The sequence below is a fragment of the Streptomyces sparsogenes subsp. cuspidosporus genome (assembly GCF_039532705.1).
GTDB classification, from domain to species: domain Bacteria; phylum Actinomycetota; class Actinomycetes; order Streptomycetales; family Streptomycetaceae; genus Streptomyces; species Streptomyces sparsogenes.
In genome coordinates, this window is sequence record NZ_BAAASD010000006.1 from 99,374 (window position 1) to 124,392 (window position 25,019).

Annotated in this window: 28 protein-coding genes; 11 read left to right on the forward strand and 17 right to left on the reverse strand. The window is 72.7% G+C overall.

Annotation, left to right across the window (positions count from 1 at the left end; genetic code table 11):
* Nucleotides 1-106 precede the first annotated feature (106 nt).
* From ABFY07_RS10030 to ABFY07_RS10045, 4 genes are all read left to right on the forward strand, one after another.
* A complete protein-coding gene (locus tag ABFY07_RS10030; RefSeq protein WP_346174135.1) occupies nucleotides 107-1,576 on the forward strand; it encodes an FG-GAP and VCBS repeat-containing protein in 1,470 nt (489 codons plus the stop codon).
* Nucleotides 1,577-1,738: 162 nt separating this feature from the next.
* Nucleotides 1,739-2,566: an ABC transporter ATP-binding protein gene (locus ABFY07_RS10035; RefSeq protein WP_346174136.1), complete on the forward strand. Its 828-nt coding sequence runs from the start codon at nucleotides 1,739-1,741 to the stop codon at nucleotides 2,564-2,566.
* Nucleotides 2,563-3,462 carry an ABC transporter permease gene (locus ABFY07_RS10040; RefSeq protein WP_346174137.1) on the forward strand — a complete coding sequence of 300 codons (900 nt, stop codon included), beginning with the start codon at nucleotides 2,563-2,565 and terminating at the stop codon, nucleotides 3,460-3,462. Before ABFY07_RS10035 ends, ABFY07_RS10040 begins: the two co-directional genes overlap by 4 nt.
* A gap of 211 nt (nucleotides 3,463-3,673) precedes the next feature.
* The gene (locus ABFY07_RS10045; RefSeq protein WP_346174138.1) at nucleotides 3,674-4,834 is read left to right on the forward strand and encodes an ABC transporter substrate-binding protein; all 1,161 of its coding nucleotides are present in this window, start codon (nucleotides 3,674-3,676) and stop codon (nucleotides 4,832-4,834) included.
* Nucleotides 4,835-4,986: 152 nt separating this feature from the next.
* Here ABFY07_RS10045 and ABFY07_RS10050 read toward each other — a convergent pair whose 3' ends face one another.
* Nucleotides 4,987-5,856, reverse strand: a complete 870-nt coding sequence (locus ABFY07_RS10050) for an SAM-dependent methyltransferase (protein ID WP_346174139.1) — start codon at nucleotides 5,854-5,856, stop codon at nucleotides 4,987-4,989.
* A 301-nt stretch (nucleotides 5,857-6,157) separates the two neighbouring features.
* The gene (locus tag ABFY07_RS10055; protein WP_346174140.1) at nucleotides 6,158-7,156 is read right to left on the reverse strand and encodes a 2-hydroxyacid dehydrogenase; all 999 of its coding nucleotides are present in this window, start codon (nucleotides 7,154-7,156) and stop codon (nucleotides 6,158-6,160) included.
* An 83-nt stretch (nucleotides 7,157-7,239) separates the two neighbouring features.
* Here ABFY07_RS10055 and ABFY07_RS10060 point away from each other — a divergent pair, with 83 nt between their 5' ends.
* Entirely contained in the window at nucleotides 7,240-7,884 is a 645-nt protein-coding gene (locus tag ABFY07_RS10060) for a hypothetical protein (protein WP_346174141.1), read from the forward strand.
* A gap of 87 nt (nucleotides 7,885-7,971) precedes the next feature.
* Here ABFY07_RS10060 and ABFY07_RS10065 read toward each other — a convergent pair whose 3' ends face one another.
* The 6 genes from ABFY07_RS10065 to ABFY07_RS10090 all read right to left on the reverse strand — a co-directional run bounded on the left by ABFY07_RS10065 (nucleotide 7,972) and on the right by ABFY07_RS10090 (nucleotide 12,871).
* The gene (locus tag ABFY07_RS10065) at nucleotides 7,972-8,208 is read right to left on the reverse strand and encodes a hypothetical protein (RefSeq protein ID WP_346174142.1); all 237 of its coding nucleotides are present in this window, start codon (nucleotides 8,206-8,208) and stop codon (nucleotides 7,972-7,974) included.
* A gap of 276 nt (nucleotides 8,209-8,484) precedes the next feature.
* Nucleotides 8,485-9,303 (reverse strand): hypothetical protein, encoded by an 819-nt coding sequence (locus ABFY07_RS10070; protein ID WP_346174143.1) that lies wholly within the window; start codon nucleotides 9,301-9,303, stop codon nucleotides 8,485-8,487.
* Nucleotides 9,300-9,950: a hypothetical protein gene (locus tag ABFY07_RS10075; protein ID WP_346174144.1), complete on the reverse strand. Its 651-nt coding sequence runs from the start codon at nucleotides 9,948-9,950 to the stop codon at nucleotides 9,300-9,302. The genes ABFY07_RS10070 and ABFY07_RS10075 overlap by 4 nt, the downstream gene beginning before the upstream one ends.
* A 32-nt stretch (nucleotides 9,951-9,982) precedes the next feature.
* Nucleotides 9,983-10,639: an amidase domain-containing protein gene (locus ABFY07_RS10080; RefSeq protein WP_346174145.1), complete on the reverse strand. Its 657-nt coding sequence runs from the start codon at nucleotides 10,637-10,639 to the stop codon at nucleotides 9,983-9,985.
* A 172-nt stretch (nucleotides 10,640-10,811) separates the two neighbouring features.
* Nucleotides 10,812-11,525 carry an HAD family hydrolase gene (locus ABFY07_RS10085; protein ID WP_346174146.1) on the reverse strand — a complete coding sequence of 238 codons (714 nt, stop codon included), beginning with the start codon at nucleotides 11,523-11,525 and terminating at the stop codon, nucleotides 10,812-10,814.
* 35 nt (nucleotides 11,526-11,560) lie between these two features.
* Nucleotides 11,561-12,871 carry an MFS transporter gene (locus ABFY07_RS10090; RefSeq protein ID WP_346174147.1) on the reverse strand — a complete coding sequence of 437 codons (1,311 nt, stop codon included), beginning with the start codon at nucleotides 12,869-12,871 and terminating at the stop codon, nucleotides 11,561-11,563.
* A gap of 98 nt (nucleotides 12,872-12,969) precedes the next feature.
* Here ABFY07_RS10090 and ABFY07_RS10095 point away from each other — a divergent pair, with 98 nt between their 5' ends.
* Nucleotides 12,970-13,956 (forward strand): carbohydrate kinase family protein, encoded by a 987-nt coding sequence (locus ABFY07_RS10095; RefSeq protein ID WP_346174148.1) that lies wholly within the window; start codon nucleotides 12,970-12,972, stop codon nucleotides 13,954-13,956.
* Here the strand turns inward: ABFY07_RS10095 and ABFY07_RS10100 are convergent.
* Genes ABFY07_RS10100 through ABFY07_RS10130 form a run of 7 tightly spaced genes read right to left on the reverse strand, consistent with a single transcriptional unit; the run spans nucleotide 13,943 to nucleotide 19,357 of the window.
* Nucleotides 13,943-14,443 carry an NUDIX hydrolase gene (locus ABFY07_RS10100; RefSeq protein ID WP_076971993.1) on the reverse strand — a complete coding sequence of 167 codons (501 nt, stop codon included), beginning with the start codon at nucleotides 14,441-14,443 and terminating at the stop codon, nucleotides 13,943-13,945. The two genes, ABFY07_RS10095 and ABFY07_RS10100, sit on opposite strands and share 14 nt — an antisense overlap.
* Nucleotides 14,444-14,457: 14 nt before the next feature.
* The gene (locus ABFY07_RS10105; protein WP_346174149.1) at nucleotides 14,458-15,675 is read right to left on the reverse strand and encodes a UbiD family decarboxylase; all 1,218 of its coding nucleotides are present in this window, start codon (nucleotides 15,673-15,675) and stop codon (nucleotides 14,458-14,460) included.
* 59 nt (nucleotides 15,676-15,734) lie between these two features.
* Nucleotides 15,735-16,322, reverse strand: coding sequence for a phosphoribosyltransferase (locus ABFY07_RS10110; protein WP_346174150.1), 588 nt, complete (start codon nucleotides 16,320-16,322; stop codon nucleotides 15,735-15,737).
* Nucleotides 16,315-17,541: an IMP dehydrogenase gene (guaB, locus tag ABFY07_RS10115; RefSeq protein WP_346174151.1), complete on the reverse strand. Its 1,227-nt coding sequence runs from the start codon at nucleotides 17,539-17,541 to the stop codon at nucleotides 16,315-16,317. Before guaB ends, ABFY07_RS10110 begins: the two co-directional genes overlap by 8 nt.
* 37 nt (nucleotides 17,542-17,578) lie before the next feature.
* Nucleotides 17,579-18,193, reverse strand: coding sequence for a GTP cyclohydrolase I (folE, locus tag ABFY07_RS10120; RefSeq protein WP_346174152.1), 615 nt, complete (start codon nucleotides 18,191-18,193; stop codon nucleotides 17,579-17,581).
* The gene (locus ABFY07_RS10125; protein ID WP_346174153.1) at nucleotides 18,193-18,918 is read right to left on the reverse strand and encodes a 7-carboxy-7-deazaguanine synthase QueE; all 726 of its coding nucleotides are present in this window, start codon (nucleotides 18,916-18,918) and stop codon (nucleotides 18,193-18,195) included. Before ABFY07_RS10125 ends, folE begins: the two co-directional genes overlap by 1 nt.
* A 49-nt stretch (nucleotides 18,919-18,967) precedes the next feature.
* Nucleotides 18,968-19,357, reverse strand: coding sequence for a 6-pyruvoyl trahydropterin synthase family protein (locus ABFY07_RS10130; RefSeq protein ID WP_346174154.1), 390 nt, complete (start codon nucleotides 19,355-19,357; stop codon nucleotides 18,968-18,970).
* Here ABFY07_RS10130 and ABFY07_RS10135 point away from each other — a divergent pair.
* The 5 genes from ABFY07_RS10135 (at nucleotide 19,347) to ABFY07_RS10155 (ending at nucleotide 23,188) form a co-directional block, all read left to right on the forward strand.
* Nucleotides 19,347-19,505 carry a hypothetical protein gene (locus ABFY07_RS10135; RefSeq protein ID WP_346174155.1) on the forward strand — a complete coding sequence of 53 codons (159 nt, stop codon included), beginning with the start codon at nucleotides 19,347-19,349 and terminating at the stop codon, nucleotides 19,503-19,505. The two genes, ABFY07_RS10130 and ABFY07_RS10135, sit on opposite strands and share 11 nt — an antisense overlap.
* Nucleotides 19,506-19,711: 206 nt before the next feature.
* Nucleotides 19,712-20,245: an ArsR/SmtB family transcription factor gene (locus ABFY07_RS10140; protein ID WP_346174156.1), complete on the forward strand. Its 534-nt coding sequence runs from the start codon at nucleotides 19,712-19,714 to the stop codon at nucleotides 20,243-20,245.
* Nucleotides 20,246-20,248: 3 nt separating this feature from the next.
* Nucleotides 20,249-21,346, forward strand: coding sequence for a serine hydrolase domain-containing protein (locus tag ABFY07_RS10145; RefSeq protein WP_346174157.1), 1,098 nt, complete (start codon nucleotides 20,249-20,251; stop codon nucleotides 21,344-21,346).
* Nucleotides 21,347-21,479: 133 nt separating this feature from the next.
* Nucleotides 21,480-22,382 carry a beta-propeller fold lactonase family protein gene (locus tag ABFY07_RS10150; RefSeq protein WP_346174158.1) on the forward strand — a complete coding sequence of 301 codons (903 nt, stop codon included), beginning with the start codon at nucleotides 21,480-21,482 and terminating at the stop codon, nucleotides 22,380-22,382.
* Nucleotides 22,379-23,188, forward strand: coding sequence for an IPT/TIG domain-containing protein (locus ABFY07_RS10155; RefSeq protein ID WP_346174159.1), 810 nt, complete (start codon nucleotides 22,379-22,381; stop codon nucleotides 23,186-23,188). Before ABFY07_RS10150 ends, ABFY07_RS10155 begins: the two co-directional genes overlap by 4 nt.
* Nucleotides 23,189-23,270: 82 nt before the next feature.
* Here the strand turns inward: ABFY07_RS10155 and ABFY07_RS10160 are convergent, their stop codons facing one another.
* Both ABFY07_RS10160 and ABFY07_RS10165 read right to left on the reverse strand, forming a co-directional pair.
* The gene (locus ABFY07_RS10160) at nucleotides 23,271-24,398 is read right to left on the reverse strand and encodes a hypothetical protein (RefSeq protein ID WP_346174160.1); all 1,128 of its coding nucleotides are present in this window, start codon (nucleotides 24,396-24,398) and stop codon (nucleotides 23,271-23,273) included.
* Complete coding sequence (locus ABFY07_RS10165; RefSeq protein ID WP_346174161.1) at nucleotides 24,398-24,949, reverse strand: type VII secretion target; 552 nt, start codon at nucleotides 24,947-24,949, stop codon at nucleotides 24,398-24,400. The genes ABFY07_RS10160 and ABFY07_RS10165 overlap by 1 nt, the downstream gene beginning before the upstream one ends.
* Nucleotides 24,950-25,019: the final 70 nt, after the last annotated feature.

Consider the following 25,019-nt stretch of genomic DNA (forward strand, 5'->3'; position numbering starts at 1 on the left):
CCGTCCGTTCACCTGACATCCACCCCCGGGCAACCCGGCCACAACCCTCCGCGCCGCTCGGGTGTCAAAGCCCCGGAAGACCGATCCCACACTTCCGGGAGAGCTCGTGCGCAGACGCACCCTGGCCGTGACCGCCACCGCGGCGGCACTCGCCGCCGTCCTCACCCCCTCGGGCCCGACCGAGGGCGCCGCCACCGCGGCACCCTCGCACCCCACCGGTGCCCTCACCGGAGCCACCAACGGCGCCGCCCCCGAGAGCGACTTCAACGGCGACGGATACGCGGACCTGGCGGTCGGCATGCCGAAGGCCACCGTCGACGGCCGGGCCCAGGCGGGCTACGTCAACGTGGTGTGGGGCGGCCCCGACGGCCTCGGCACCGCGGGCTCCGCCCGCGTCAGCCAGTCCACCTCAGGGGTGCCGGGCACCGCCGAGGCCGGCGACCTGTTCGGCACCTCGGTCAGCGCCGCCGACCTCAACGGCGACGGCTACAGCGACCTGGCCGTCACCGCGCCCGGCGAGCGGCTGACGGACACCGGCACCGGCCGCGAGGGCACCGCCGTCGTCGTCTGGGGCTCGCCGTCCGGCTTCCGGGGCGGCCTCACCGCCGCCAAGGGCCGGGCGGACGAGCGGCTCGGCAGGCTGCTCACCGCCGGCGACTTCGACCGGGACGGCCACCAGGACCTCGCCCTGAGCGCCGAAGGCGAGGAGGGCGGCGCGACAGTGCTGCGCCGTGGCCCGTTCACCACGGGTTCCGCCACCGACACCTCCCGCGTCGAGGGGTACGCCTTCGGCAGCGCCCGGGCTCTGGTCACGGGGGACTTCGACGGTGACGGCGGCGACGACCTCGCGGTGACCTACAAGGGCATGGAGATCGCGGGGACCCATGTGCTCAGCAAGGCGTCCGGCGAGTGGAAGCGAACCTGGACCACCGGGGACTTCGGTGGGGCGATAGCCACCGGCGACTTCGACGGCGACGGCACGGCGGACCTCGCCATCGGCCAGGTCCAGCCCAACCCGGAGACCGACGGCACCTTCTGCGAGGACCGCCTCGGCGGTGCCGTCGCCGTGGTCTACGGCAAGCGGGACACCACGCTCGGCGGCACGGTCGCGTGCACCACGCAGTCCTCGCCGTACGTGCCCGGCACCGCCGAGCCCGAGGACAACTTCGGCGGCGCCCTCGCCACCGGCGATCTCGACCTGGACGGCCGCGACGAGTTGGTCGTCGGCGTCAGCCACGAGGCCATCGGCACCGAGGCGGACGCGGGCGCCTACCTGTGGCTCGCCGCGGGCCCCGACGGCTCGATGACCGGCGTCGGCTTCAACCAGAACTCCACGGACGTGGCCGGTACGGCGGAGGCGGGCGACCTGTTCGGCGCGGCCGTCGCCACCGGCGACTACAACGGCGACCGCTACCCCGACATGGCGATCGGCGCGCCCGGCGAGAACGCCGGCTCGGGCGGCGTGTGGTTCGACGCCTCCAGCGACGAGGGCACCCAGCCCCCGGTCACCGCGGTGACCCCGGCGCGGCTGGGCCTGTCCGGAGCGGTGGAACACGGAGGGGTGCTCGCCCGGTAACCGCACCCGGGCCGCCCGTGGCCCACTCCTGTGCCGGTTTTACCCCTGTGCCCGTGTCCCGCCCCTTGCCTGTATCTGACACACCGTCATATCTTTTCGGGGAGCACAGATCACGCAGTCGCGTCCGTACCGGGCCCGGCCGATCGGATCAGGAGGCACGGGGTGGAGCCGCTCACCACACCCACCCGCCCGCCGAAGGTGCGCGCCCGCGCGGTGACCCGCGCTTTCGGGCACAGAGGCGGGCGGGTGGACGCGCTCGGGCCACTCGACCTCGACGTGGCCCACGGGGAGTTCTGCTGCGTCGTCGGCCCGTCCGGCTGCGGCAAGTCCACCTTCCTGCGCATCGTCGCCGGGCTCGTCCGCCCCAGCGACGGCGAGGTCGAGCTGCGCGCGGGCCGCCGCCACCCGGCCGCGATGATCCCGCAGGACTACGGGATCTACGACTGGAAGACCGTGCTCGCCAACGTCCGCTTCGGCCTCGACGTGCAGCGCGTGCCGCGCAAGGCCGCCGACGCGCGGGCCCGGGACTGGCTGCGCCGGCTGGGCCTCGCCGATTTCGCCGACGCCTACCCGGCCGCGCTGTCCGGCGGCATGCGGCAGCGGGTCGCCATCGCCCGCGCACTCGCGGTGGAGCCGGAGGTGCTGCTGATGGACGAGCCGTTCGCCGCGCTCGACGCCCAGCTGCGCACCATCCTCCAGGACGAGCTGCTCGCCGTGTGCCAGGCGACCCGTACCACCGCGCTGTTCGTCACCCACAGCCTGGAGGAGGCGATCGTGCTCGGGGACCGGGTGGTGGTGATGTCGGCCAGACCCGGCCGGGTGATCGCCGAACGGCGGCCGCCGTTCGAGCGCCCGCGCACCGGACGGCTGCGCCGCTCCCCGGAGTTCGCCGAGCTGCATGCCGAGCTGTGGGAGCTGCTGCGCGGGGAGGTCCAGCGGCCCGGGCCAGGCGACGCCGTGACGGCCCGGGCGCCGGGGAGGCGCTCATGAGCGGCGAGACGGACGTCGGCGCGGACGACACCGCCCGGGTCGGCGAGGACCGGGCCGGGCCCGTCGAGATCCTGCTGGTGCGGCGCCCCGGGCCCCGGGAGCGCGACCCGGTCCGCGCTCACCGGCGCCGCCTCGCCCTCGAGATCTCCCTGGCCGTCGCCGTCCCCACCGCGCTGGTCCTGCTGTGGCAGCTCGCCGCGTACCGCCACTGGGTCGACCCCCGTGTCTACCCCGCGCCGTCCACCATCGCGGCCGACGGCTGGCAGCGCGCCGCCGACGGCAAGCTGTGGCCGGACGTGCGGGCCACCCTCCAGCGGGTCGTCGCCGGCTACGCGGTCGGCACGGCCGCCGGCTACGCCATCGGACTGCTGATGGGCGCGCTGCGAATAGTGCGCGCGGCGCTCGAACCCCTCCTCGACGCGCTGTACGTGGTGCCCAAGCTCGCCCTGCTGCCGGTGTTCCTCAACATGTTCGGGCTCGGGGAGGGCCCGCAGATCGCCCTCGTGGCCACCACCGTGTTCTTCTTCGTCTGGATCTCCACGATGGCGGCCGTGATGGGCGTCGCCGAGGGATACCGGGAGGCCGGCCAGGTCTTCGGCGCCGGACCCTGGCAGATGTTCCGCCACGTCCTGCTGCCCGCCTCGCTGCCGCAGGTCCTGGTGGGCATGCGGGTCGCCGCCGGGGTGGCGGTCCTGGTGATCGTCGCCTCCGAGCAGATCGCCGCGGACAGCGGCCTCGGCCACCTCGTCTTCGACTCGCGGGCGCTGTTCCGCAACGACGTGATGTTCGTCGGCATCGTCTGCGTGGCCGTGCTCGGCGTGGTCTTCTCCGAACTCGTGCGTCTCCTCGGCCGCCGGCTCACCCCCTGGGCCCCCCATGACCGCGGCCGCCACTAGGGGGGTGTCTTGCGGATCATGCTGGGCTCCCGACGCCTGGCACGCCCGCCCCCGGCTACCGCTGGGAGGTGCCCCCGGCTGCGTTGTCGTCGTCGCACGCAGCGCCGCTGCGCTCTCCTCCTCCGCCTTGCGGCTGGACGCCCCAGACGCCGCTCGCTGATCCAGCTCATCCGCAAGACACCCCCCAGCCCTGACCCCGGAAGGCGACCCCATGGCACCCGGACCCGCCCGCGCCCCCGCCCGCGCCCTGGCCACGGCCGTGACCCTGCTGGGCCTGCTCGCGCCCCTCGCCGCCTGCGACGCCCAGCCCTCCGGGCCGGCGCGATCGGGCCCCGCGCGCCAGGGCCGCTCGGTCAGCCCGGTCGCCGGGTGCGCCAAGGGCTGGACCGACCCCTCCGATCAGTCCCGCGACCGCCGGCCCGCCCGCTGCGCGCCCGGCGCGCCCGCGCCGAAGCCGCTCGAGAAGAAGACCAGGATCGTCGTCTCCGCGTCCACCCTGAACGCCGAGTACCTGGCGCCGCTGCAGATCGCCCGGGCCAAGGGCGAGTTCGCCAGGGAGGGCCTCGACGTCGAGGTGAAGCTGCTGCCCACCCCCGACGCGCTGCCGCTGCTGGCCAAGGGCGACATCGACGTCCAGTACGCGGCGCCGGAGGCCGCGGTGCTGGGCGGCATCCGGCAGGGCTTCGACATCCGCTGGGTCGCCGGGAACTTCTCGCCCGGGCCCGGGTCCAAGAGCGGACTGTGGGTCAAGCGGGGCCCGGGGCAGGAGCCGGGCGCGCCCGGCCTCGAGCACCGCACCGTCGGCACGATCATCGGCAAGGGCTCGGTGATCATGTATCCGATGCGGCAGGTGCTCTCCCGGAACAAGGCGGACATGAAACTCGTCCGCTTCCAGCAGCTCGGCCCCGCCGAGGTCCTCACCGCGCTGAAGAGGGGCGCCGTGGACGCGGCCTGGCTGCTCGACCCGGTGTGGCGCGAGGTGGAGGGCGAGCCCGGGTACTCCTTCCTCGGCGGCCAGCCACCGGGCGAGCCGCTCGGCGGCCTGCTCTTCGGCCCCGGCCTGCTGACCGGGAACCCGGACGCCGGCGTCGCGTTCCTGCGCGCCTACATCCGCACCGTCAACACCTACTTCGCCGGGGACTACAAGAAGGACAAGGCGTTTGTGAAGGAGCTCGGCGAGGTCCTCAGGACCGACCCCGAGACATTGGCGGCCGTGCCGTCGCTGCGCATGGACTGGGAGATCCGCGACCGCACGGTGGCCCGCCTCCAGGAGGCCTACGCCGAGGCCGGGGTCACCGACGGCGACCCGCTGCCCGAGGACCGGGTCGTGGACCGCTCCTTCTACGCCGAGGCGGTCGGCCACACACCATAAGTGCGCCGGGACCGGGACCGCGACGGTCAGCTCCGGCCGCAGCGTGATAATGCCCGTGGTGCCGTTCTGGGCGGCGTGGAGGGTGATCCTCGCGCCGCCCAGGACACCGCAGTCGTACGGGGCCGTGGCGGTGGCCGGGGCGGCCGGACGGGTCAGGAGGCCGGCTTGCGGGCGACTCCCACCCAGAAGGAGACCTCTTCGTCGGTCACATCGCCGGTGCCCGACCCGGGATCCGCGGCCGCAGGGTCGGGGCGCCAGCGGTGCGGCACCTCGATCCCCGGCTCGACCAGCTCCAGCCCCGTGAAGAACCGCTCCACCTCGGCCTTGGTGCGGATCTTCCCCGGAATGCCGCCGCTGTGGTAGATCTGCACGGTCCGCTGGGTCGCCTCGGGGTCGAAGTCCGGCGTGATGTGGCTGAGCACCAGGTACGACCCGGGGGCGAGCGGCTCCAGCAGCCGCTGCACGATCCCGTACGGGTCCCACTCGTCGGGGACGAAGTGCAGCAGCGCGCACAGGCTCAGGGCGACGGGCTGGGACAGGTCCAGCACCTCGGTGAGCTCCGGGGCGCTCAGGATGGTGTCCGGCTCGGCGACGTTCGCGTCGACGTAGGCGGTCCGCCCCCGCGGGTGGCTGCTGAGCAGGGTCTGGGCGTGGGCGAGGACGATCGGGTCGTTGTCGGCGTAGACGACCCGCGCGTCCGGGGCGACCGACTGCGCGACCTCGTGAAGGTTGGGGCTGGTCGGAATGCCGGTGCCGATGTCGAGGAACTGGCGGATGCCGCGCTCGGCGGCGAGGTACCGGATCGCCCGGTGCATGAAGGCGCGGTTGGTACGGGCGGCGATCATGACGCCCGGCCACATGGTGAGCACCTTGGCGGCGGCCTGGCGGTCGGCGACGTAGTTGTCCTTGCCGCCCAGGAAGTAGTCGTACATCCGGGCGCTGTGCGGCCGGCCCTGGTTGAGGGGGCTGCTGGGGGGCTCCGGTCCGCTTCCCGTCTGGGCTGCTACCCCTTGAGCGGTCACGTGTGTTCTCCTCGTTTCAGGGCTTTTCCGGCCTTCGGGGCGCGATCCGCGATCGCGCCCTCGAACGCGGCGTCTTCGCACAGGATCGTAAGCGGCCCGCCCGCACCGCGCCCCCACGGGGTGGGCGTAACTGTCCCGGTGGGCGCGGAAGTTGCCGCTCCCGGCAGGGCGGTGCGGGAGTTGTGGACCAGCATGGCGAAGCGGACGCTGCCCCGCGTGGTGGTGACGGTGCCGGATCCGGCGAGCCATGTCGTGTTGACGTCCGCTCGCGGGGAAAGGTCCGATCAGAGGGGGCGTGGGTTCACCGGGCCACCGCCACGACGTTGTGCAGCGGCTCCCCGGCGGCCAGCCGCCGGATGTTGGCGGCGATGTCATCGGCCCGGCGCGCGAAGGTCTGCCGGGTGACGCCCGAGGAGTGGGGGGTCATCAGGACGTTGTCCAGCGTCCCGAAGGGGTGCTCGGCGGGGGCCGCGGAATGCCCGTCGACCGGGTAGCGGTACCAGACGTCCAGCGCGGCGCCGCCGATGGCGCGGTCGCTCAGGGCGCGGTAGAGCGCGTCCTCGTCCACCACCGGGCCCCGGCCGACGTTGACCAGCACCGCCGTCGAGCGCATCCGGGACAGCTCGGCCGCGCCGATCAGCCCCCTGGTCCCGGAGGTGAGCGGGGCCGAGATCACCACCACGTCCGAGCCCTCCAGCAGGGGCCCGAGGTCGTCGATGGTGCCGGACCAGGCCAGCCCCTCGGCCGCCGCGTCCACCCCACCGCGCCGGGTGACCGCCACGCCCCGCGCGCCGAACGCCCGGAACCGCTGCCAGCAGCGCGCGCCGATGTGCCCGAAGCCCACGAACCCGACCGTCGCCGCGCCCAGCGTGTCGACCCAGGGGGAGCCCGGGTCGTACGCCGGGGAGTCCCACCGCCCGTGGCGCAGCGCCTCGTGCTGCCGCAGGAAGCCGCGCCGCAGCAGGATGGCCGCCGACACGGCGTACTCGGCGATCGAGTCCTCGTGGTGGAAGGTGTTGGCGACCTGGGTCCCCGGGGCCAGCGAGGCCGTGTCGATCCTGTCCGTGCCGGCGCCGGCCGTGTGGACCAGCCGCAGCCCGGGGGCGAGCGCGGCCATCCGGCCGGTGCACTGCCCCGAGACCAGCACGTCCGCCGTCTTCAGGGCGGCCTCCACCGCCTCGGTGTCCTGGGGGTCGGGCCAGCTCACGGACGCCCCGTCCGGCAGCGCGGCCTCGAACTCGGCACGCAGTGGGGCGAGTTTCGGGTCGAGGACCACCACGCGGAGTATGCCGGCTGTCATGACGCGTCCTTTCCCACCGCCCTGGACCGCGGCGTGTGCCGCCGGCCCCCGATGACCTTACCCAGGGCTGGCAGGATGAGGGCATGACCACGCCACCTCTCGTCGGCCCCCCGCCCGCCGTGCCGGGCGGGGACCAGGCCCCGGCCCGCCGCTCCCGGAACCGCCTCGTCGCCGTCGTGCTGTCGGTCCTCGTGCTGATCGCAGGGGCCGCCACCGCCTGGTGGCTGACGCGCGACGAGGACGGCTCCCCGCTGGCCGGGCGACCGCGGGTGACGGACCGGGCGGCCGGCGTCTCCTACGCCGTGCCGGAGGGCTGGCGGCGCGACGAGAAGGGCGACCTGGTGGACGCCTTCACCTCGTCGATCACCAGGGAGAACACCGGGGGCGAGGAAGGGGGCGGCGTCGTGCTCGCCGGCCGGGGCGGGCCGGTGCCGCGGTCCGCGCTGAAGGAGCGCACGGAGAGCGCGGCCCGGTCGAACGCGGAGTTCTTCTACCCGGACGGCCACTCGACGCTCAGGGAGTCGCGGGCCACCACGGTCGGCGACCGCCCCGCGTACACGGTGGCGCTCGAGGTGCGCGACGGCGAAGGTGGCACCGGCCACCTCCGCCTGACCCTCATCGCCGCGCGGGACAGCCGGTCGGCCTTCCTCCTCGGCATCGCCCAGCCCACCGGGCCGGCCGAGCGGCAGGAGGTCGACGAGGTGCTGGAGAGCGCCTCGGCCGGCTGACCGGGCCCGCCGAGCCGGGGCGCCTTCCGCGTCAGAAGCGGGCGCCGAGGGCGGAGCCGTCCCGGGGGCCGGGACGCCGCGCCACGGCTACAGGCCCTGGGAGAGCAGCAGCTCGTGGGCCAGCCGGGCGCCGCGGGCCGCCGCCTGCGCCGCCAGGGCGGGGTCCTGCGTCGGGATGTTCTCCAGGCCCTGGGCGAGCGCCCGGACCGCGTCCGCCAGGGTCTGCACCTGCGTCTCCAGCAGCCGCAGCCGGTCCTCCTCACTCTGCGTGCCCACGGAGCCCGCGCGGGTGGCGGGGTCCTGTTCCGGGGTGTGGTTCGTCATCGTATGGCCCTCCTCCCGGGTGCGGTGGTCTCCACTGAGCGGCGTCTGGGAGTGACGCCGGCGAGTGGCGTCTGAGAGTCGTGTCTGGGAGTGATGTCTGAGAGTGATGTCTGAGAGTGATGGCTGGGAGTGGTGTCTGAGAGGGGTGTCTGAGAGTGATGGCTGGGAGTGGTGTCTGGGAGTGGTGTCTGAGAGTGGTGTCTGAGAGTGGTGTCTCCTCTCAGCCTCGCACCTGGGGCGGCGTCGCGGTATGCCGGCCCGCGCCCGCCGCGTGCCTCACGTGGGCGGGGTGATCCGCTCCGGCTTCGTGGCGTAGTCGAACCGGGCGGAGACGAGGATGCTCATGGACTTGGGCGCGGGGAGGGCGCTCGCGCCGGTGGCCGCCTTCGCGGCGGACGGCGGCCCGGGGACGGGCAGCCGTGCCGCGAGGGTGGCGAGGCGCCCGTGGGCGAGGGTGACGACCACGGGGACGGTGGCCCCGCCCGGCCGGCGCGACATCTCGGTCAGCCAGGCCCGGTCGCCCGCCGGCGCGTGCGCGGCGAGCTTCGCGGTGTCCACACCCAGTTGGTACTCGGTGTGCCGGCCGTCGGCGTCGGAGGTGACCACCGGCTGGGCGCTGACGAGGGAGTCCGGCCACGACGTGGCGTCCAGGAGGGTGGTCAGCTGGAACGGGTCGAGCCCGGGGGCCTGGATCTGCGGCAGGGCCCTGGCGTCCCGGCGGCCGTCCCGGACGAGGTCCCGTCCCGTGCCGGCCAGGGAGGCGCGCGTCCTGGCCTCGTAGAAGGTGTCCTTGACCCGGACGGCGACCACCGGCGTCCGACCGTCCACGGTCAGCCGCGTCTCCCCGGTCTTCCGGGCGAACTCCCAGGTGACCGTGCCCGTGCCCTGCGCCACCGGACTGGTGCCGGACTGGACGGTCTCGGTGACGGCGGCGGACACGGCGGGCAGCGCGGTGGTCCGCTGGTAGGCGCCGCGGACCCGCTCGACGAGCTGTTCCCCCGCGCTCGGCGGGGCGGCGGTGTACGCACAGCCGGTGGCCAGGGTGACGGCCAGGGCGGCGGCCAGGCCACCGGCTGCGAGGCGGCGTGGGCTCACGGACCCTCGTTCGGGGCGAAGTCGCCCGCCAGGGAGCTGACGAGCCATCGGCCCGAGTCGTCCTTGGCGAGGGTGGCCGTGTAGTTCATGACGTTGACCGGGTTGGCCGTGACCCACTTGCCGTCCAACTGCTGCTGGAACTTCGCCCAGATGGTGACCTGCGCCTGGACCGTCGCGGTCGAGCCGGACACGCCCACCCGCGTGAAGGTGATCCTGGACGCGCCGCTGCCGAGGTTGCGGAACGCCGGGTTCGCCTCCTCGGCGACCGCGTTGCGCAGGCCGACCGCCTCGTGTTCGGCCTGGGCGGGGGTGAAGTGCTTGGCGAGGCTGTCGAGGCCGGCCGCCAGCTGCTGCCGGCGTACCGAGGCGCTGATCTCCGGCGCGGCCTGGCCCGCCGCCAGGCTCGACACGTCGCCGACGGCGGACGCCGGGGGAGCCTGGGCGGCGCGGCTGGCCTTGATGGCGGCGGTGAAGGCGCTCTTGACCTCGGGCAGTTGGGCGGTGTCGGCCCGGACCAGACCGGCCTCGGTCTGCTGGTTCCCGGACGCCTGGCCGGCGCCGCTCAGGGCGAGGACGCCGCCTGTGGCCACGACGGCCAGGGCGCCGAGCGATGTGGCGAGGCGCCAGGTGTGCTTGACAGGGGGCATGGCTCTCTCCGGTTCGCGGGGGTGGCGACGGGTCACTTGTTGGCCGGGTCGATGTTCATGAAGTAGATCGTGGTCGTCGCCCACGCGGCGTTGTACGGCTTCAGGGACCAGAAGGCGTGGTACCGGTTCGTGGTGTGGTAGTCCACGTAGTTGCCCTTCCACTCCGGCTTGTTGGCGTCGGCGCCGTAGCCGACCTGCATCGCCGCGTGGCTGACGCCCTCGCCCTGGCCCCAGTCGTAGAAGAGCACGTCGCCGGTGACCACGCTGTCGGGCGTCCAGTAGTCGGTCGAGGACCCGGGCGCGGTGCCCTTGGGGTGGCCGCCCGGCTGGTCGGCCAGCAGGAAGCGGTAGAGCTCGTAGGCCCCCACCCAGGAGGCGCTCCAGCTGAAGGTGTCCTTGGTCGGGCCGCTGCCGCGGCTCCACCACACCTTCTCGCTCGACTCGTTGGTGTAGGCCCCGCGGAACGGGTATCCGCCACCCACGTGGAGGGCCTGGGACACGAAGTTGGTGCAGTCCGCGCCGAACACCGGATACGCGGGGGTGTTGGGGTTGAGCGCGTACTTGTCCGCGTACGCGGCGGCGCCGCTGCCCGAGTAGGCCAGGGCGGGGCTCATGGAGGACAACGCCACCGCGGTGAGGGCGGCGGTGAGCGCGGCTGAGGCGCGGCGCTTGGATCTGGAACGGGGCACAGGAAGTTCTCCCATCACACGGCGCATCACCATGCACCTGACATGACCCGGGAGCCTACCGTGAAGACCGTGTGAAGCAAATGCCGATCCTGTGAAGAGATGAAGGGCGCCGAGCCCCGGGCCCGGGCGGCCCGGACAGGGGCGGACGGCGCCCTGCCGGGCCGCGCCGCGGTCAGCGGGCCGGCTGCCGCGACGCCCAGGAGTCGAGCACCGTCAGCACGTCCTTGAGGGTGTGCGCGGTGGCGTCGGGCACCGCCGAGTCGGATCCCAGCTCTTCCTCGGGGATCTCGCTGTGGGGCACCCAGATGGTCCGCATCCGGGCCTGTCGCGCGCCCCAGATGTCCTCGAAGAGCCGGTCGCCGACGAAGGCGCAGGCGCCGGGGTCCTCCGCGCCCAGCCGCTCCGCGATCAGCTCGAAGATCAGCGGATTGGGCTTCGTCCAGGGCACCTCGCTGGAGTAGACCGCGGCGTCGATGAGGTCGTGGACGCCGTCCCGCTCGAAGATCTCGTGGTGCCAGTCGGCCGACCACAGTGTGTTGGACAGCACGCCGACACCCAGCTCCCGCTCGCGCAGGGTACGCAACAGCTCCGCGCCCTCAGGGTCGAGATAGGTGTGCTCCTCCCACGCCCGCCGGTAGGTGTCGATCGCCGTGGCGTCCGGTGCGACGCCCACGGCGCGGAACACCTCGTCGAGGGTGCCGGAGCACTGCGTGTCCCGGCAGCGGGTCATCAGGTCACGCTCGGCCCGCAGCAGCCGCTGGGCGAGGTCCGGAGCGCCGTCCGGGTCGATCTCGCGAGCGGTCTCCAGCCAGATGCCGGCCAGGTCCACCGTGTGCCAGGGAGTGAGGGTCCCCGCCCAGTCGAAGACGACGTACTTGATGGTCATGCCGTTCACCCTTCCCGCCCGTCCACCCGTACCGGTCACGCCTGTCGTGCCCTGCCCACCGCGGTGCGCAGCAGGACGACCCCGGCCGCGCAGCCCACCAGCAGCGCCGGCCCCACCGCCCACCACCCGTCGGCCGCCGTGACGACCAGACCCACCAGCGGCGGTCCCGCGAGCGATCCGACGCTGCCGAGCTGGGCCACCACACCGTTGGCGACGCCGACGTCCGCGCTGGTCCGCACCACCAGGGGCAGGGCCGCGAAGACGGTGGCGACGACCAGCTCGTTGGTCACCGCGATCAGCACCGCGCTGGTCATGGAGATACCGAGACCGCCCGCCGACCCGAAGGCCGCGAAGGCGCCCACCGGCATCAACAGGGCAGCCGTGAAAAGGTACTTCATCGGCGCGCCCCGGCGCAGCAGCACGCTCGCCGCGAAGCCGCCCGCCACCCCGGCGAAGGACACGCTGCCGGTGAGGGTCCCGGCCGCCGCGGTGGGGACGTCGAACTCGTCGTGCAGATAGGTGGGGTACAGCGCGACGAAGGAGACGATCGTGGCGCTGATGGTGGCGAAGCCGGCGCCGAGCGCGAACGGCCGGGCGAGCCGCCGGACGCGCGCCCGGCGGTCGCCGGGAACCTCGCCGCGCGCCGGGTCCCCGCCCTGTCCTTCCGCGCCGTGTCCTTCCGCGTCCGCCCCGTCCTGCCGGGCGCCGGCTCCGGGCAGCCAGAGCGCCGCGCCGGCCATCGCCAGGGTGGCGGCCGCGGCGATCGCCAGCGAGGCCCGCCAGCCGAACGCCGCGGACAGCAGCCCGCCGCCGAAGGCGCCCAGCGCGAGGCCCACCGGCATGAAGGTGCCCCAGATGGCCAGCGCCGTGGTGCGGCGCCCGCCGTCGCCGAGCCCCATCACCAGCACCGGCGCCGCGATCACGACGACCACATAGCCCACGCTCTCCACCAGCCGCCCGCCGAGCAGCAGGGGAAAGCCGCCGGCCCGGGAGACCAGCAGCCCCGCGAGCCCCATCACCACCAGACCGCCGACCAGCGTCCGCCGCGGGTCCAGGGGGCGCAGCGCGACGCTCGCCGCCAGGCCCAGCACGGCGGCCACCGCGGTGACCGAGGAGGCGATCAGGCCCACCTGACCCAGGGACAGCCCCAACTCGTCCTCGAGGGCGATGGATACGGGAGTGATTCTGCCGATGCTGGTGGCAGCCATGACGCCCGCCAGGTAAATTAAAGCGAAATGCCACCAATAGGCATGGGTGATGTGCTCGCCGGATTCCGGAATCCTTGCTTCAGCAGTAGCGGCGGCATCAGCAGCAGCGGTATCAGGGGTGTCGCTCTTCTTGCCCATGGACCGAAAAACCTTTCCTCGTGCTCCGACTTTCGCGCCGACATTTCCGCTTCCACGGTGGTGCGTCGGTGCGGGAAACCCAGGGGGTGTCGTTCGACATGGTGGCAGCAGAAGACGGGTCCGCGCCGCGCACCGGCATTCTGGTGATCGGCTCGCTGGTGATGGACCGTAAGTTCTTCGCCGCGGGAATGCTCCACGGCACAGCGGGCCGCGGCGAAACGGTGTGGTCCGTGGAGCGGCACCACGGCGGCGTCGGCCGCAATATAGCGACGAACGCGGCCCGGCTCGGCCACCCCGTCACCTTCGCCGGCCTGTCCGGCCCCGGCGCGGACGCGGCGGAGCTGGAGGGCGCCCTGACCCGGCTGGGCGTCGCCCTCCACGTACGGCGCGCCGCCGACGGCATCGGCCGGTTCGACGTCACGCTCGACGCCCACGGCTCCCAGATCTCCTCGCGCATCACCCTCCCCGACCCGGCCCTGGGCAAGGCGCTGTGCGGCCCGGCCCTGGCCGAGCGCATCGAGGCGGCGGGGGCGGTGGTGATGGAGGGCGGGCTCGACGAGGAGCTGATGGTGTGGGTGTCCCAGCAGGCCAGACGCCACGCGGTCCCGGTGTGCTGTCTGCCCACCCGGCAGGCCGACTTCGGACCGCGCGCCCATCTGCTGCCCCACTACGACGTGCTGATCCTCAACACCGAGGAGGCGGGCGCCCTGCTGGGCCGGCGGCCCGGCGGCCCAGCCCGGCCCGGCGAACAGGCCGGGCTGCTGCTGCGCCGGGGGCCGCGGGTGGTCGTGGTCACCGACGGCGCCCGCGGGGCGGCCCTGGCCACCGCGACCGCCCCCGGCCCGGTGCACCTCCCGGCCGAGCCGGGCGGGTGCGCCGACGACACGGGCGCCGGGGACGCGCTGGCCTCGGCCTTCGTCGTGGCGGTGGCGGCCGGCCGGGCGCCCGGGGAAGCCCTGGCCCAGGGGCTGCGCGCGGCCCGGGTGACCATCGCCTGCCCGCAGAGCACCTGTCACTCCCTGTCGCCCGCCCTCGTCGGCGCCCCCCGGAGCCGGACGCGGACGTGCGGCGTCACCCGCACGTGACGGAGGAAGCCACCCGGTGCGCGCGCATGGTGATGCCGTCCTCGGCGAGGGCACGCGCGATCACCTCGTCGTCGTACGACGCGAGCCCGGCGTCGGTGAGGATCCTCAGGTCCGTGGAGTGCATCGGGAAGTCGTCGATCCTGCCCTGCCTGACCTCGCCCACGTTGTGCCCCGTGAAGCCCTCGGGCAGTTCGTACGCGCGGTCGGCCAGGCAGGCGAACATCAGCAGGTGGTAGTCGCCCTGCTCCCACTTGCCGGTGAACTCGTAGACGGCGAACAGCGAGCAGGAGTCCACGAGGACGCCGGTCTCCTCGTGGGCCTCCCGCCGCGCCGCGTCACAGACCGCCTCGCCCGGCTCGATGCCCCCGCCCGGCAGCAGCCAGCTCCCGGCGTACGGCCCCTTGAGCTGGTGGACGAAGGTCACGGTGCGCCCGGGCCCCGGCACCACCAACAGGGCGGCGGGCAGCACACGGTCGAAACGGCTCATGCTGGTGTCCTCATTCAGTACTCGGTGGGCCGCCCCTCGGGCGGAATGACCAAGGCCAGGCCCACGCGTTCGCCCTCCACCCTTCCCTTGCGGTAGTACGGCTCCGTCCGCGTGGTGAATCCGTACGTGGCCAGCGCCTGCCCGGGGTTGGACAGATCCGGGCCACAGATGATCACCTTCGCGCGGACGTCGAACGCCATCGCCTCCGTGACGAGCTCCTGGCTGGGCTCGTCGGACTCGATGTACGCCACGAACTCCCCCCTGGCCTTGAGCGAGTAGCGTACCGAGCGCACAGGGTGACCTCGACCACGCAGGTGCGCGTACATCAGATACTCGTTCTGGAAGCTCATCAGCGTCAGACCCGAGGTGGACCCCGCCACGATCGTGGGGAACGGGGCCCCGGGCACCGCGGCGACCCTGGAGACCGTCATCACATTGCTGCGCCGGGCCTCCGCGTAATAGCCCTTGAACTCGCCGAACGGCCCCTCGACCGCGTCCCGGGCCAGCACCTGCCCCTCGATGACATGGGTGGCGTCCTCCGGCACCGGAGGGCTGCCGTCGAGCCCGACCGGGCGCCCCAGCAGACGGGAGGCGATCTGGTAGTCGTCGCCCTCGGCGGGCAGCCGCGAGGCCGCCACCACGCAGATGGCCGGATCGGCGCCCAGGAACACCGAGATGGGCATCGGCCGACCGGTCTCCAGCCAGGCCCGCATATTGCGGTGGCCGTCGGTGCGCGGGTCCAGGAAGATGCGGACCTCGTCGGGCGCCACCACCTGGATGCGGTAGAAGCCGAGGTTCACCCCGCTCCCGTCGGGCCGGGTCGTCACGCCCACGCCCGCCGTGATGTACGGACCGGCGTCGCCCGGGCGGTGCTGCAGGACCGGCAGGTCGCCCAGCAGCCCGCCCAACTCCTCGCGCCGGCCGCCACCGCGGGCCTCGACCAGGGGGTGCGCCGGACCCGCCAGCCGGTCCGACATCTCCTCCAGCCGCTTCTCCTCGGTGGTGCCGAGCGCGGCGAGCAGCACCTCCCGCGGATACGGGTGTCCGAGCACCCGGCCGCCCGGGCACTCCACGACCCGGGTGAACACCGTCGTCGGACGCCGCCCCAGGGCCTTCTCGAACTCCGCCAGGGTGCGCGCCACCTCCACCCGGCTGCTGAGCGGGGTGTCGCAGGTGTACAGGTCCACCGCGTCGTAACAGGCGGGCAGGGACAGCTCGGCCGCGCTCCCCACCGGGACGAGCCCGCCGCCGGCCGGCCCCCGCGGGCCGGGCCCGGGGGGACCTCCCGCCGTCATCGGCGACCCGTCCGCAAGGTGGCGGGGAACGGCCGGCAGTCCGCGGTGCTCTCCCGGTCGGTCTCCCACGGGAAGACGATCCAGTCGTCGATGACCGCCGGACAGTAGTCGGGCACATAGCCGGACCGGTGGTTACGGACCACCGAGGCGAAGCGCACATCGGCCCGCGCCACCCCGGCGCCCGCCAGATGGGCCAGCACCACATCGGCGGTGCCGCCCGTGCCGACGATGTCGTCCACCACCAGCACCCGGTTCCCGGGGCCCAGCGCGAGCGGCGCGCCCACGTCGACGACCGGCGCCTGCTTGGCGGCGTAACGGGTGTCGTCGGCGGTCCTGCGCACCCGGATGGTGTGCTGGACGGGCACATCGAGGGCGCAGGTGAGAAAACCGGCCGGGGTGAGGCCGCCGCGGGCCACCGCCAGCACCGCGTCCGGCCGGAAGTCGTCCTCCCGCACCCACGCGGCGATGTCCGCGACCAGTTCCCCGAAGGAGGCCCAGTCCAGGAGGTAGGGCCCCTGCCGGGACCACATGCCCGGCCGCTCGCCGGCCACCGCGGGGCGCGTCGTGGCGCCGGGCTCACTCATCGCCCACCGCCCGGCTGACGTGGTCGATGTCGATCTGCTCCGAGCGCTCGCGGGCGTGCGGGCGGTTCTCCGCCCGGCCCGCGGCGGTCACCCGGATGAACTCGGCGCGCTCCCGGAAGCCCGCCACGTCCCGCGCCCCCGAGTAGCTGATCGCCGACTGCACCCCGCCCATGAGCCGGCGCAGCGTCCTGGCCACCGGGCCGCTGGCGGGGAAGGTCGCCTCGGTGCCCTCCGGCACATAGTCGTCGACCTCCTCCCGGGTGATCTTCTCGCCGGCCGCGTGGCGCAGCGTCAGCTTCATGCCCAGCGAGACGAAGCCGTTGCTGACCTTGTACGCGCGCCCGTTCCGGGTCACCGGGGTGGCCGCGCTCTCGTCGGCCCCCGCCAGCGCGGAGCCCAGCATGACCGCGTGCGCTCCGGCCGCCAGCGACTTGGCGATGTCGCCCGACTCCCGGATGCCGCCGTCCGCGATCACCCCGACCCCCCGCTCGGCCGCCGCGGCCGCGCAGTCCATGATCGCCGTGAGCTGGGGGACCCCGGTCCCGGCGACCAGCCGTGTCGTACACACCCCGCCGGGGCCGATGCCCACCTTCACCACGTCGGCGCCGGCCTCCGCGAGGTCCGCCACTCCCGCGGCCGTGGCCACGTTCCCCGCCACCAGCGGCAGGCCGGGGTAGGCGGCCCGTAGTTTGGCCACCGCCTCGACGACCTGGTCACTGTGGCCGTGGGCCACGTCCACGAAGAGGATGTCCACCGCGTGTTCAACCAGGCGCTCGGCGCGCTCCCGCCAGTCGCCCGTGACCCCCACCGCGGCGCCCACCAGCAGCCGGCCGTCCCGGGCACATGTCGCCCCGGCATCCGCACCGCTCTTCTCCGGTTCCCCGGCTTCCCCGGCTTCCCCGGCTTCTCCGGTGCCCCGCGTGTCTCCGGTGGCCCCGGGCCGGTGGGCCTTGACCGCGTCCAGCTGGGCGAGCTGCTGGTCCACGGTCTGCATGCGGTGCAACACGCCCAGGCCCCCGCAGCGGGCCATGGCCACGGCCATCCGGTCGCCCGTGCACCACTGTGTGTTCGCCGAGATGACGGGCGTGCGCAGGACGACGCCCGGCAGCAGCTCGGAGGAGGTGTCGGCCTGGCGGCGACTGGTCAGCGGGGTGCGCTGGGGCACCAGCAGTACGTCGTCGAAACTCAGCCCGGTCCGCGGAGGTTCACTCACGCGCATCGCTATCCGTGCTCCTCTCAACTGGGTGGCGAGGCGGTCAGGAGCCCGCGCCGCGGAACGCGTCGCTGGTGAGGGTGAGCAACTCGGTGCGCAGGGCGCTGTCCTGGAGCGCGCCGCGCCACACCGCCGTGGTCATGGTGGCGGGGGTGCGGATGCCGCGCATGGCCATGCACAGATGCTCGCCCTTGCCGATCACGGCGACGTCCGGGGAGCCGGTGAGCTTCTCGACGTCGTCCGCGACGTCCTGGGAGAACTGCTCCTGCGACTGCAGCCGGTGTGCGTGCCGGTGTGCGATCCGGGCGAACTTGCTGAGGCCCAGCACCTGTCCGCGGGGGAGATAACCGATGGTCACCCGGCAGGAGAAAGGTAACAGGTGGTGCTCGCACAGCGACCACACCTGGATGCCGGAGACGGCCACCAGATCGCCGCTGCAGCTGGACTCGAAGACCGTATCGGTCGATCCGGGGACGTACTGGGTGAACTCGCGCCACCAACGCGCGTAGCGGGCCGGCGTGTCGCGCAGTCCTTCCCGTTCGGGATCCTCACCGATCTCCACGAGAAGCTGCCGGGCGAGTGTTTCCAGGGGATCCCGGAGCGGCGTGCTCTGGGCGATCTGCTCGCCGCCCGGCAATTCGTCTATTCCACTGCTCATCAAACACCTCGTTTGCTGCCCCATATGGTCACGTGCAGCCGTCCGGACAGATTCCACTTCCGCCTGACGACCTCGTCCGCGAGCGCGCGGATGCCCTCGCCGATCTCCTCCGGCGACTGCCCGCGCGGCATGATCCAGATGTTCTCCAGCGAGTGCCGCGCGACGAGCGCGTCCACCTCTTCCAGGTCGGACGCCGTCGCGCAGACGAACTTGAAGGCGGTCCCGGGGAGCCGGGTGAACTCCCGCAGCACCTCGGGAACGATTCTGCGCTCCTCGGCGACCCCCGAGTGAGCGAGTTTCGGCGATACGTTGAACCGGACTCCGGCCGCGGTCAGCGTGGCGCCGGGCGCCACCGTCCCATTGGTCTCGATCTCCACCGCGATCCCCGCCCCGCGCAGCGAGCGCACCACGGGTTCCAGTCTGGTCCGCTGGTTGAGCGGCTCTCCGCCGGAGACGACGATCAGCCCGACGCCGAACTCCAGCAGCCTCTCGGCCACCTCGGCCGGGTCCATCGCGTGCAGTTCCTCGGCCGGGCGGTAGGGGATCCCGGTGTCCGAGAGGCCCTTCCAGTCCCAGGTGTACGGAGTGTCGCACCAGCGGCAGTCCAGATTGCAGCCGCCCAGTCGCAGGAACGCGCAGGATGTGCCCGTGGAGGGCCCTTCTCCCTGTACGGCCCTAGGTGGGCCCGAAGATCTCGTTGACCACGAGCTTCGGTGCCGCCACATTCACCACCCCCTTTCGTGTCCCGGCCGCCGGCCGGGTTCCGGCCCGCCGTCAGAGGGACGCGTCGCCCAGGGCGGGGGAGGGGCGGTAGGTCGCCCAGGTCTTGGGTGTCTCCGACACGCGTACGGCGGTGAGTTCGGGGAACTCCTTCACCCACCTCTCGTGGAGCCACATCGCGATGTTCTCCGCCGAGGGATTCACACCGTCCAGCACATCGTTGAGATGCCGGTGGTCCAGCGTCTCGTCGACCCACTTCTGGAACGCGGAAAGATCACCGTAGTCCCGGACGAAACCCGGAAGGGAGAGATCTTCCGGCGCCGCGGACAGTTCCAGGACGACGACATAGTTATGGCCGTGCAGTCGGCCGCACGGATGCCCGGACCGTAAATGATCCAGCTGGTGGCTTGCCGAGAAGCGAAACTCTTTGGTGATGGAGAGCATGATGAACCCTTCACCTCGCTTAAGTGAACAGGGAGCAGAAAATAACGACTGCTCCGCTTTCCCGCTTAACGCCCTGACGAGCATTCCCGAGCGCACGCAGGATCACAAGAGGGCCGCCGGCAACTTCATGGCCCAGGGCAACCGTTGACCGGCCGGCCGGGAACATGAGAGGGGCCGATCGCCGTCGTCCCCACATTCGTCTTTATCGGGGATCCGCACTTGGGACATGCTGCCCTGGGCCGCCACCGGGGCGCCGGGACCGGTGGCGTTGCGGGCCACGAACCCCGTCCTGCCGCTCGAGCGACGGTGCTCCTCGGTTGCTCCGTTATTCCGTAATAACGTAATCTCTGGCCTATGGCTGGTGAGTCGCTGGAGAGACGGGTCGCCGCGCTCGAGGAACGGGTGGCGCGACTGGAGGCGGAGCCTGGCGCCCCGCGGGCCCCGCGGGACGAGGTGTTCTGGGCCCTGGAGGGGTTGCGCCGGCGCCTCACCGGGTCCGGGCAGGTGCTGTTCACCGGCGCGCTGGAGCTGCCCACGGGCGAGTACTACGAATGGCAGCAAGGCGCGGTGACGGACGGTCTGCTGGACGCCGACTGGTCCCAGGGCGCCGCCTCGTACGCCGCGCTGGGCCACCCCGCCCGGCTGACCCTGCTGCGCGCGGCGCTGCACGGCACCCGGTCCGCGGCACAGCTCCAGGAGTCCGCCGGTCTGCACACCACCGGACAGCTCTACCACCACCTCAAGCAACTCACCGCCGCCGGCTGGCTCCAGGCCGAGGGGCGCGGCCACTACCGGGTCCCCGCGGGCCGGGTGGTGCCGCTGCTCGTCATGCTGGCCGCGGTGTTGCCGACAGAAAACCCGACAGAAAACCCGACGACGGGGGAATGACCCATGGACCGACGGAAATTTCTCGCCGTGGCGACGGCGGCGACGGGCGCGCCGCTGCTGTCCGGCCACACCGCCGCCGCCGCGGGCGGCCGCCTGCCCGCCCTGGTGCGGCGGTATCTGGACCGCGCGCTGGACGCCGGCAGCCCGAGCGCCGTCTGCGGGGTCGTCCACGGCGCCCGCACCCATGTCGCGGGCGCGGGCGAGGGCCCGGGCGGGTCGGCGCCGGACGGCCGGACCGTCTTCCAGCTCGGCTCGATCACCAAGACGCTCACGGCCACGGCCCTGGCCCGCGCCGTGTGCGCGGGCACCACCCGGCTCGACGCGCCGCTCGTCCTGCCCGACCGGTTCCCCGTCCCGCACAAGGGGCCGCGCCGGATCACCATGGTCGACCTGGCCACCCACACCTCCGGCCTGCCTTCGCTGCCGCCGAACCTGCTCGCCGGCGCCGATCCCGAGGACCCGTACGCCCACTACACCCTGGACGACCTGGCGACCGGCCTCGGCGAGATCACCCCGGCCACCGAGCCGGGCAGCTCCTACGCGTACTCGAACCTCGGATTCGGCCTCCTCGGCCAGGCGCTGGCCTTCGACGCCGTGGACACCATGCTGCGACGCCGCGTCACCTCCCCGCTCGGCCTGCGGGACACCACCACGGCGCTGCGGCCGGACATGGCCTCCCGCAAGGCGGTCGGGCACCTCGCCGGAGCGCCCGTCCCCGACTGGCACGACCATGTCCTCAGCGCGGCCGGCAGCTCGATGTACAGCACCGCCGACGACATGGTGCGCTACCTGCGCGCGCAGCTGCACCCGGCCCGCTCCCCGCTGCGGGCCGCCATCGAGCTGACCCAGCGGCCCCGCTTCACGGCCGGTGACCAGCTGCGGGTGGGTCTCGGCTGGCACCTCAGCCCCCGGTCCGGCGGCCGGACCATGACCTGGCACAACGGCGGGACCGGCGGGTTCAGCACCTGCGCGGCCTTCAACCGGGAGAGCGGCTCGGCGGTCGTGATGATGGTCAACACCTACAGCGAGCAGACGGCGACCGACCCCCGGCCGGTGGACGCCCTCACCTTCGCCCTGCTCGACGAACTCGACGCGGCCTGAGCGGGGCGCAGGGAACGCAACGGGATCGTATAAGAAGACATATGGCGTAAAAGTTATATGCCTCCATGGGCGGGGAATCGGCCGGAATGAACAGCTCCCTCATGCTGTCACTCTCTCTCCCCAGGGACGCCTCATGACCGCCTTGCTCGAATTCCCGCCGATTCCCGCCGCCGAAAGGCAGGCGCCGCGCGCGGCCGCCCTCCTGGCGGCCGCCGGCACCACCATCCCCGTGGGCCAGGTCCCCGAAGGGGTGGCCGTGAGCCCGAACGGGGCGCGGGCCTACGTCTCCAACCAGGCGTCGAACACCGTCAGTGTGATCGACACGGTGAGCAACACCGTCATCGCCACCATCCCCACAGGCGCCGCGCCGACCCTCGGAGCGGTCTCCCCGGACGGCACCCGCGCCTATGTGACCCTGGCCGGTGCCGGGGAGCTCGCGGTGATCGACACGGCCGGGAACACCGTCCTGACGAACATACCCGTGGGTGCCCTGCCCGTCGGGGTGGCGGTGAGCCCCGACGGCACCCGCGTCTATGTGGCCAACAACCAGTCCAACTCCGTCAGCGTGGTGGACACCGTCGCCAACACCGTCATCGACACCGTCCCCGTGGGCCCCGGCCCGATCGGAGTGGCGGTGACCCCCGACGGCACCCGCGCCTATGTGGCGAACACCGGTGACGGCTCGGTCAGCGTGATCGACACCGCCACCAACACCGTCACCGCCTCGCCGGTCGTCGGTGACGTTCCGGTGATCGTGGCGTTCAGCCCGGACGGCACCCGTGCCTATGTGAGCACCGCGGGCTCCCAGTTCCTCGCCGTGCTGGACACGGCCACCAACGCGGTCATCACCACGATCCCCGTGGACACCCCCCGCACGGTGGTCGTCAGCCCGGACGGGACCGTTGCCTATGTGGCCAATCTCGACGACGACACCATCAGCGTGGTCAACCTCGCGACCAACACGGTGACCGGCACCATCCCCACCGCGGACCGCTCGGAGCCGCGGTCACCCCGGACTCCGCCCGGTTGTACGTGACCAACTCGATCGACAACACGGTCAGCGCGATCCCGCTGCAGACGATTCCCGGTGCCGGGCCGGTGGCCGGCGGCACCGTGGTGATCATCCGGGGCCACAACCTGTCCGGCGCCACCGCCGTGCGGTTCGGCACCGCCACCGCCACGATCCTCTCCAACACCGCCACCGCCGTCACCGTCTCCACCCCGCCCGGACAGGGCACGGTCCCGGTGACCGTCACCACCCCCGGTGGCACCGGCGGCTTCGGGACCTTCTCCTACCGCCGGGTCCCCGTCCTCACCGGAATCACCGTGACCAGCAGCCCCTTCGGAGGCGTGGGCGGAAACCAGGGGCCCACGAGCGGCGGAGGCACCGCGACCCTCACCGGCCTCAACCTGGCCGGAGCGAGCGCCGTCCACTTCGGCACCCGCGCGGCCACCGTCGTCTCCGGCACGGACACCTCGCTCACCGTCAACATCCCCGCCGGCGCGGGCCCCGGCCCGGTGGCGGTGACCGTGGTCACCCCGGGCGGCACCTCCAACAGCGTCGGTTTCACCTACGTCGACGCGCCCACCCTGACCGGCGCGAGTCCCGATCAGGGCCCGACCTCGGGCGGCAACCAGGTCACCCTCCAGGGCACCGGCCTCGCCACCGCCGAGGCGGTCACCTTCGACGGCATCGGGGCGTCCTTCTCCGCGCTCTCCGACACCACGATCGTCGCCACCGCCCCGCCCCACCCCGTCGCCGGGCCCGTCAACATCGCGGTCACCACCGTCGGCGGCACCGCCTCGGCGGGCCTCTACACCTATGCGGACGCCCCGACCTGACGCGCGATCTCCCCAAGACCCGTCCGGTGTTCCGGGCTCCTGCCGGAACACCGGGTCGCAGCGTTCGTCACGTGGCGGTCGGTCAGCGGTCGGCCGGGTCGAGGCGCTCGGTCCAGACCATGGTCTCCTTGATGTCCGCCGCCGGCCCGGAGTCATGGTTGAACCGCTGCTGCCAGCCCGAGTATCCGGGCAGGAACGACTCCATGTCGGTGTCGTTGTGCAGCGTGTACTGCACGACGAGCTTGCCGTCCGGGTCCGTGCCCTTCACCACGTAGTCCACGTTGTAGGAGCCGAGCAGGGACTGCGCCTCGTTGGTGTCGCCGCCCCACAGATTGTCGAGACCGGACATGCCGGCCGCGTCCTCCAAGAACGTGCCCACGAGAGATTTGTCCTTGAGCTGGTAGGCGAGCTTGCCTTCCCCCTTGCCCGCCTGCCACCCGGCGAGCGTCTGGCTCCGGATGCCGTCCATGCTCTCGCTCTTGCGCACCTGCTCGACGAACGGGTCGTGCTGGGAGAACGTGTAGTGGTCGTCGCCCGTCCCGGCCACCCAGTTGGTCGCCAGTGTGCGCGGCGTGAGGTGGTTGGTGGACGGGAAGGGGTCGAGGCCGTCCATGTCCCGGCCCAGCGTGTCATAGCGGTCGGTGCTGATGCCGCTGGTGTGGTTGATGTCCGTGCGGACGTTTCCGGTGTTGAACCACTGCTCCAGGCCGACGTTGTCCATCAAGGTGATCGCCAGGTTCTGGTCGGCCTCGAAGGCCTTCCGGAGGATCGTGTTGAGCCTGGTCTGGGCGGCGTTCACCTTCTTCACGTCGTCCGCGTCGTAGTTCTCCGGGGTGCAGCCCTCGGCCAGGACCACCTGGGCCTTCTCCGGGTTGACGTACATCCCCTGTTCGCCGAACTCCCGCACCACCTCGTTCAGCCGCTTCTGCGCGGCCCTCAGCTCCCCGGCCCCGTCCTCGATGGCCCTGCGCACCCCGTCGGCCACCGTGGCGGCGGCGGTCACCTGACGCTGGATGTCATCGATCTGCGTCCAGGCGTACGGAGCGGCCATGCCCTCCCAGTACCCCTTGTCCCGCAGGGGTTTCAGCACCTCGTCGCGGATCTTGTCGTCCAAGTCCTTGATCTTGTCGTGGACCCCCTGCCACTTCGTGGCCAGGGTGTCCAGTCCTCCGAAGTCGGCCGATCGGAACTCCTGGTAGAAGGTGGCCATCAGTACCTCGAGATCGCGGAGGAGGACGGGGCGCCGGCCGGATACCCGTGACCGGGGTCGTCGAGCCGGGGGAGATTCCCCGGGCCGAACGAGTCCCCGGTGTCCACGTCCTGCTTCACATGCATGCCGGCCGCCGCCCGCAGGCTCTCGGAGATGTGGGCGAGCCAGGCGGTGACCGTGCCGGCCTGGTCCTCCCAGTGCTTGTGCGACCGCCGCAGCGCGCTCTCCACCTGAAGGCCGTGCACTCCCTTGAGTGCCGTGGAGGTCGGCTCCTCCAGCGACGCGGCCTGCTGGTGGAGGGTGTTGTAGACCTCGTCCGCCTTGCTCGCCGCCCCGCGCAGCACACCGGGGGCGATCGCCAGGTTCTGCGGCACCGGGCCCTGGACACCCGGGGCGAGCGGGCGCCTGGGCGCGGGCGCGTGGGGATCGTAGATATTGGCCTTTCCCGGCAGGGCCGACAAAGGCGGCGGCGCGAAGACACCGCCGGTGTCGGAGCCGGGCGGCAGGGGGAGCTGGTCGTCCTCGGGCTCCGGCAGATCGTTGTCGCTCATGACACCCCCGTTGTGTGCACGACAGCGTACGTAGGTTAGCGCCGTGGGTGGTCCGTGGCCCGTAAACGGA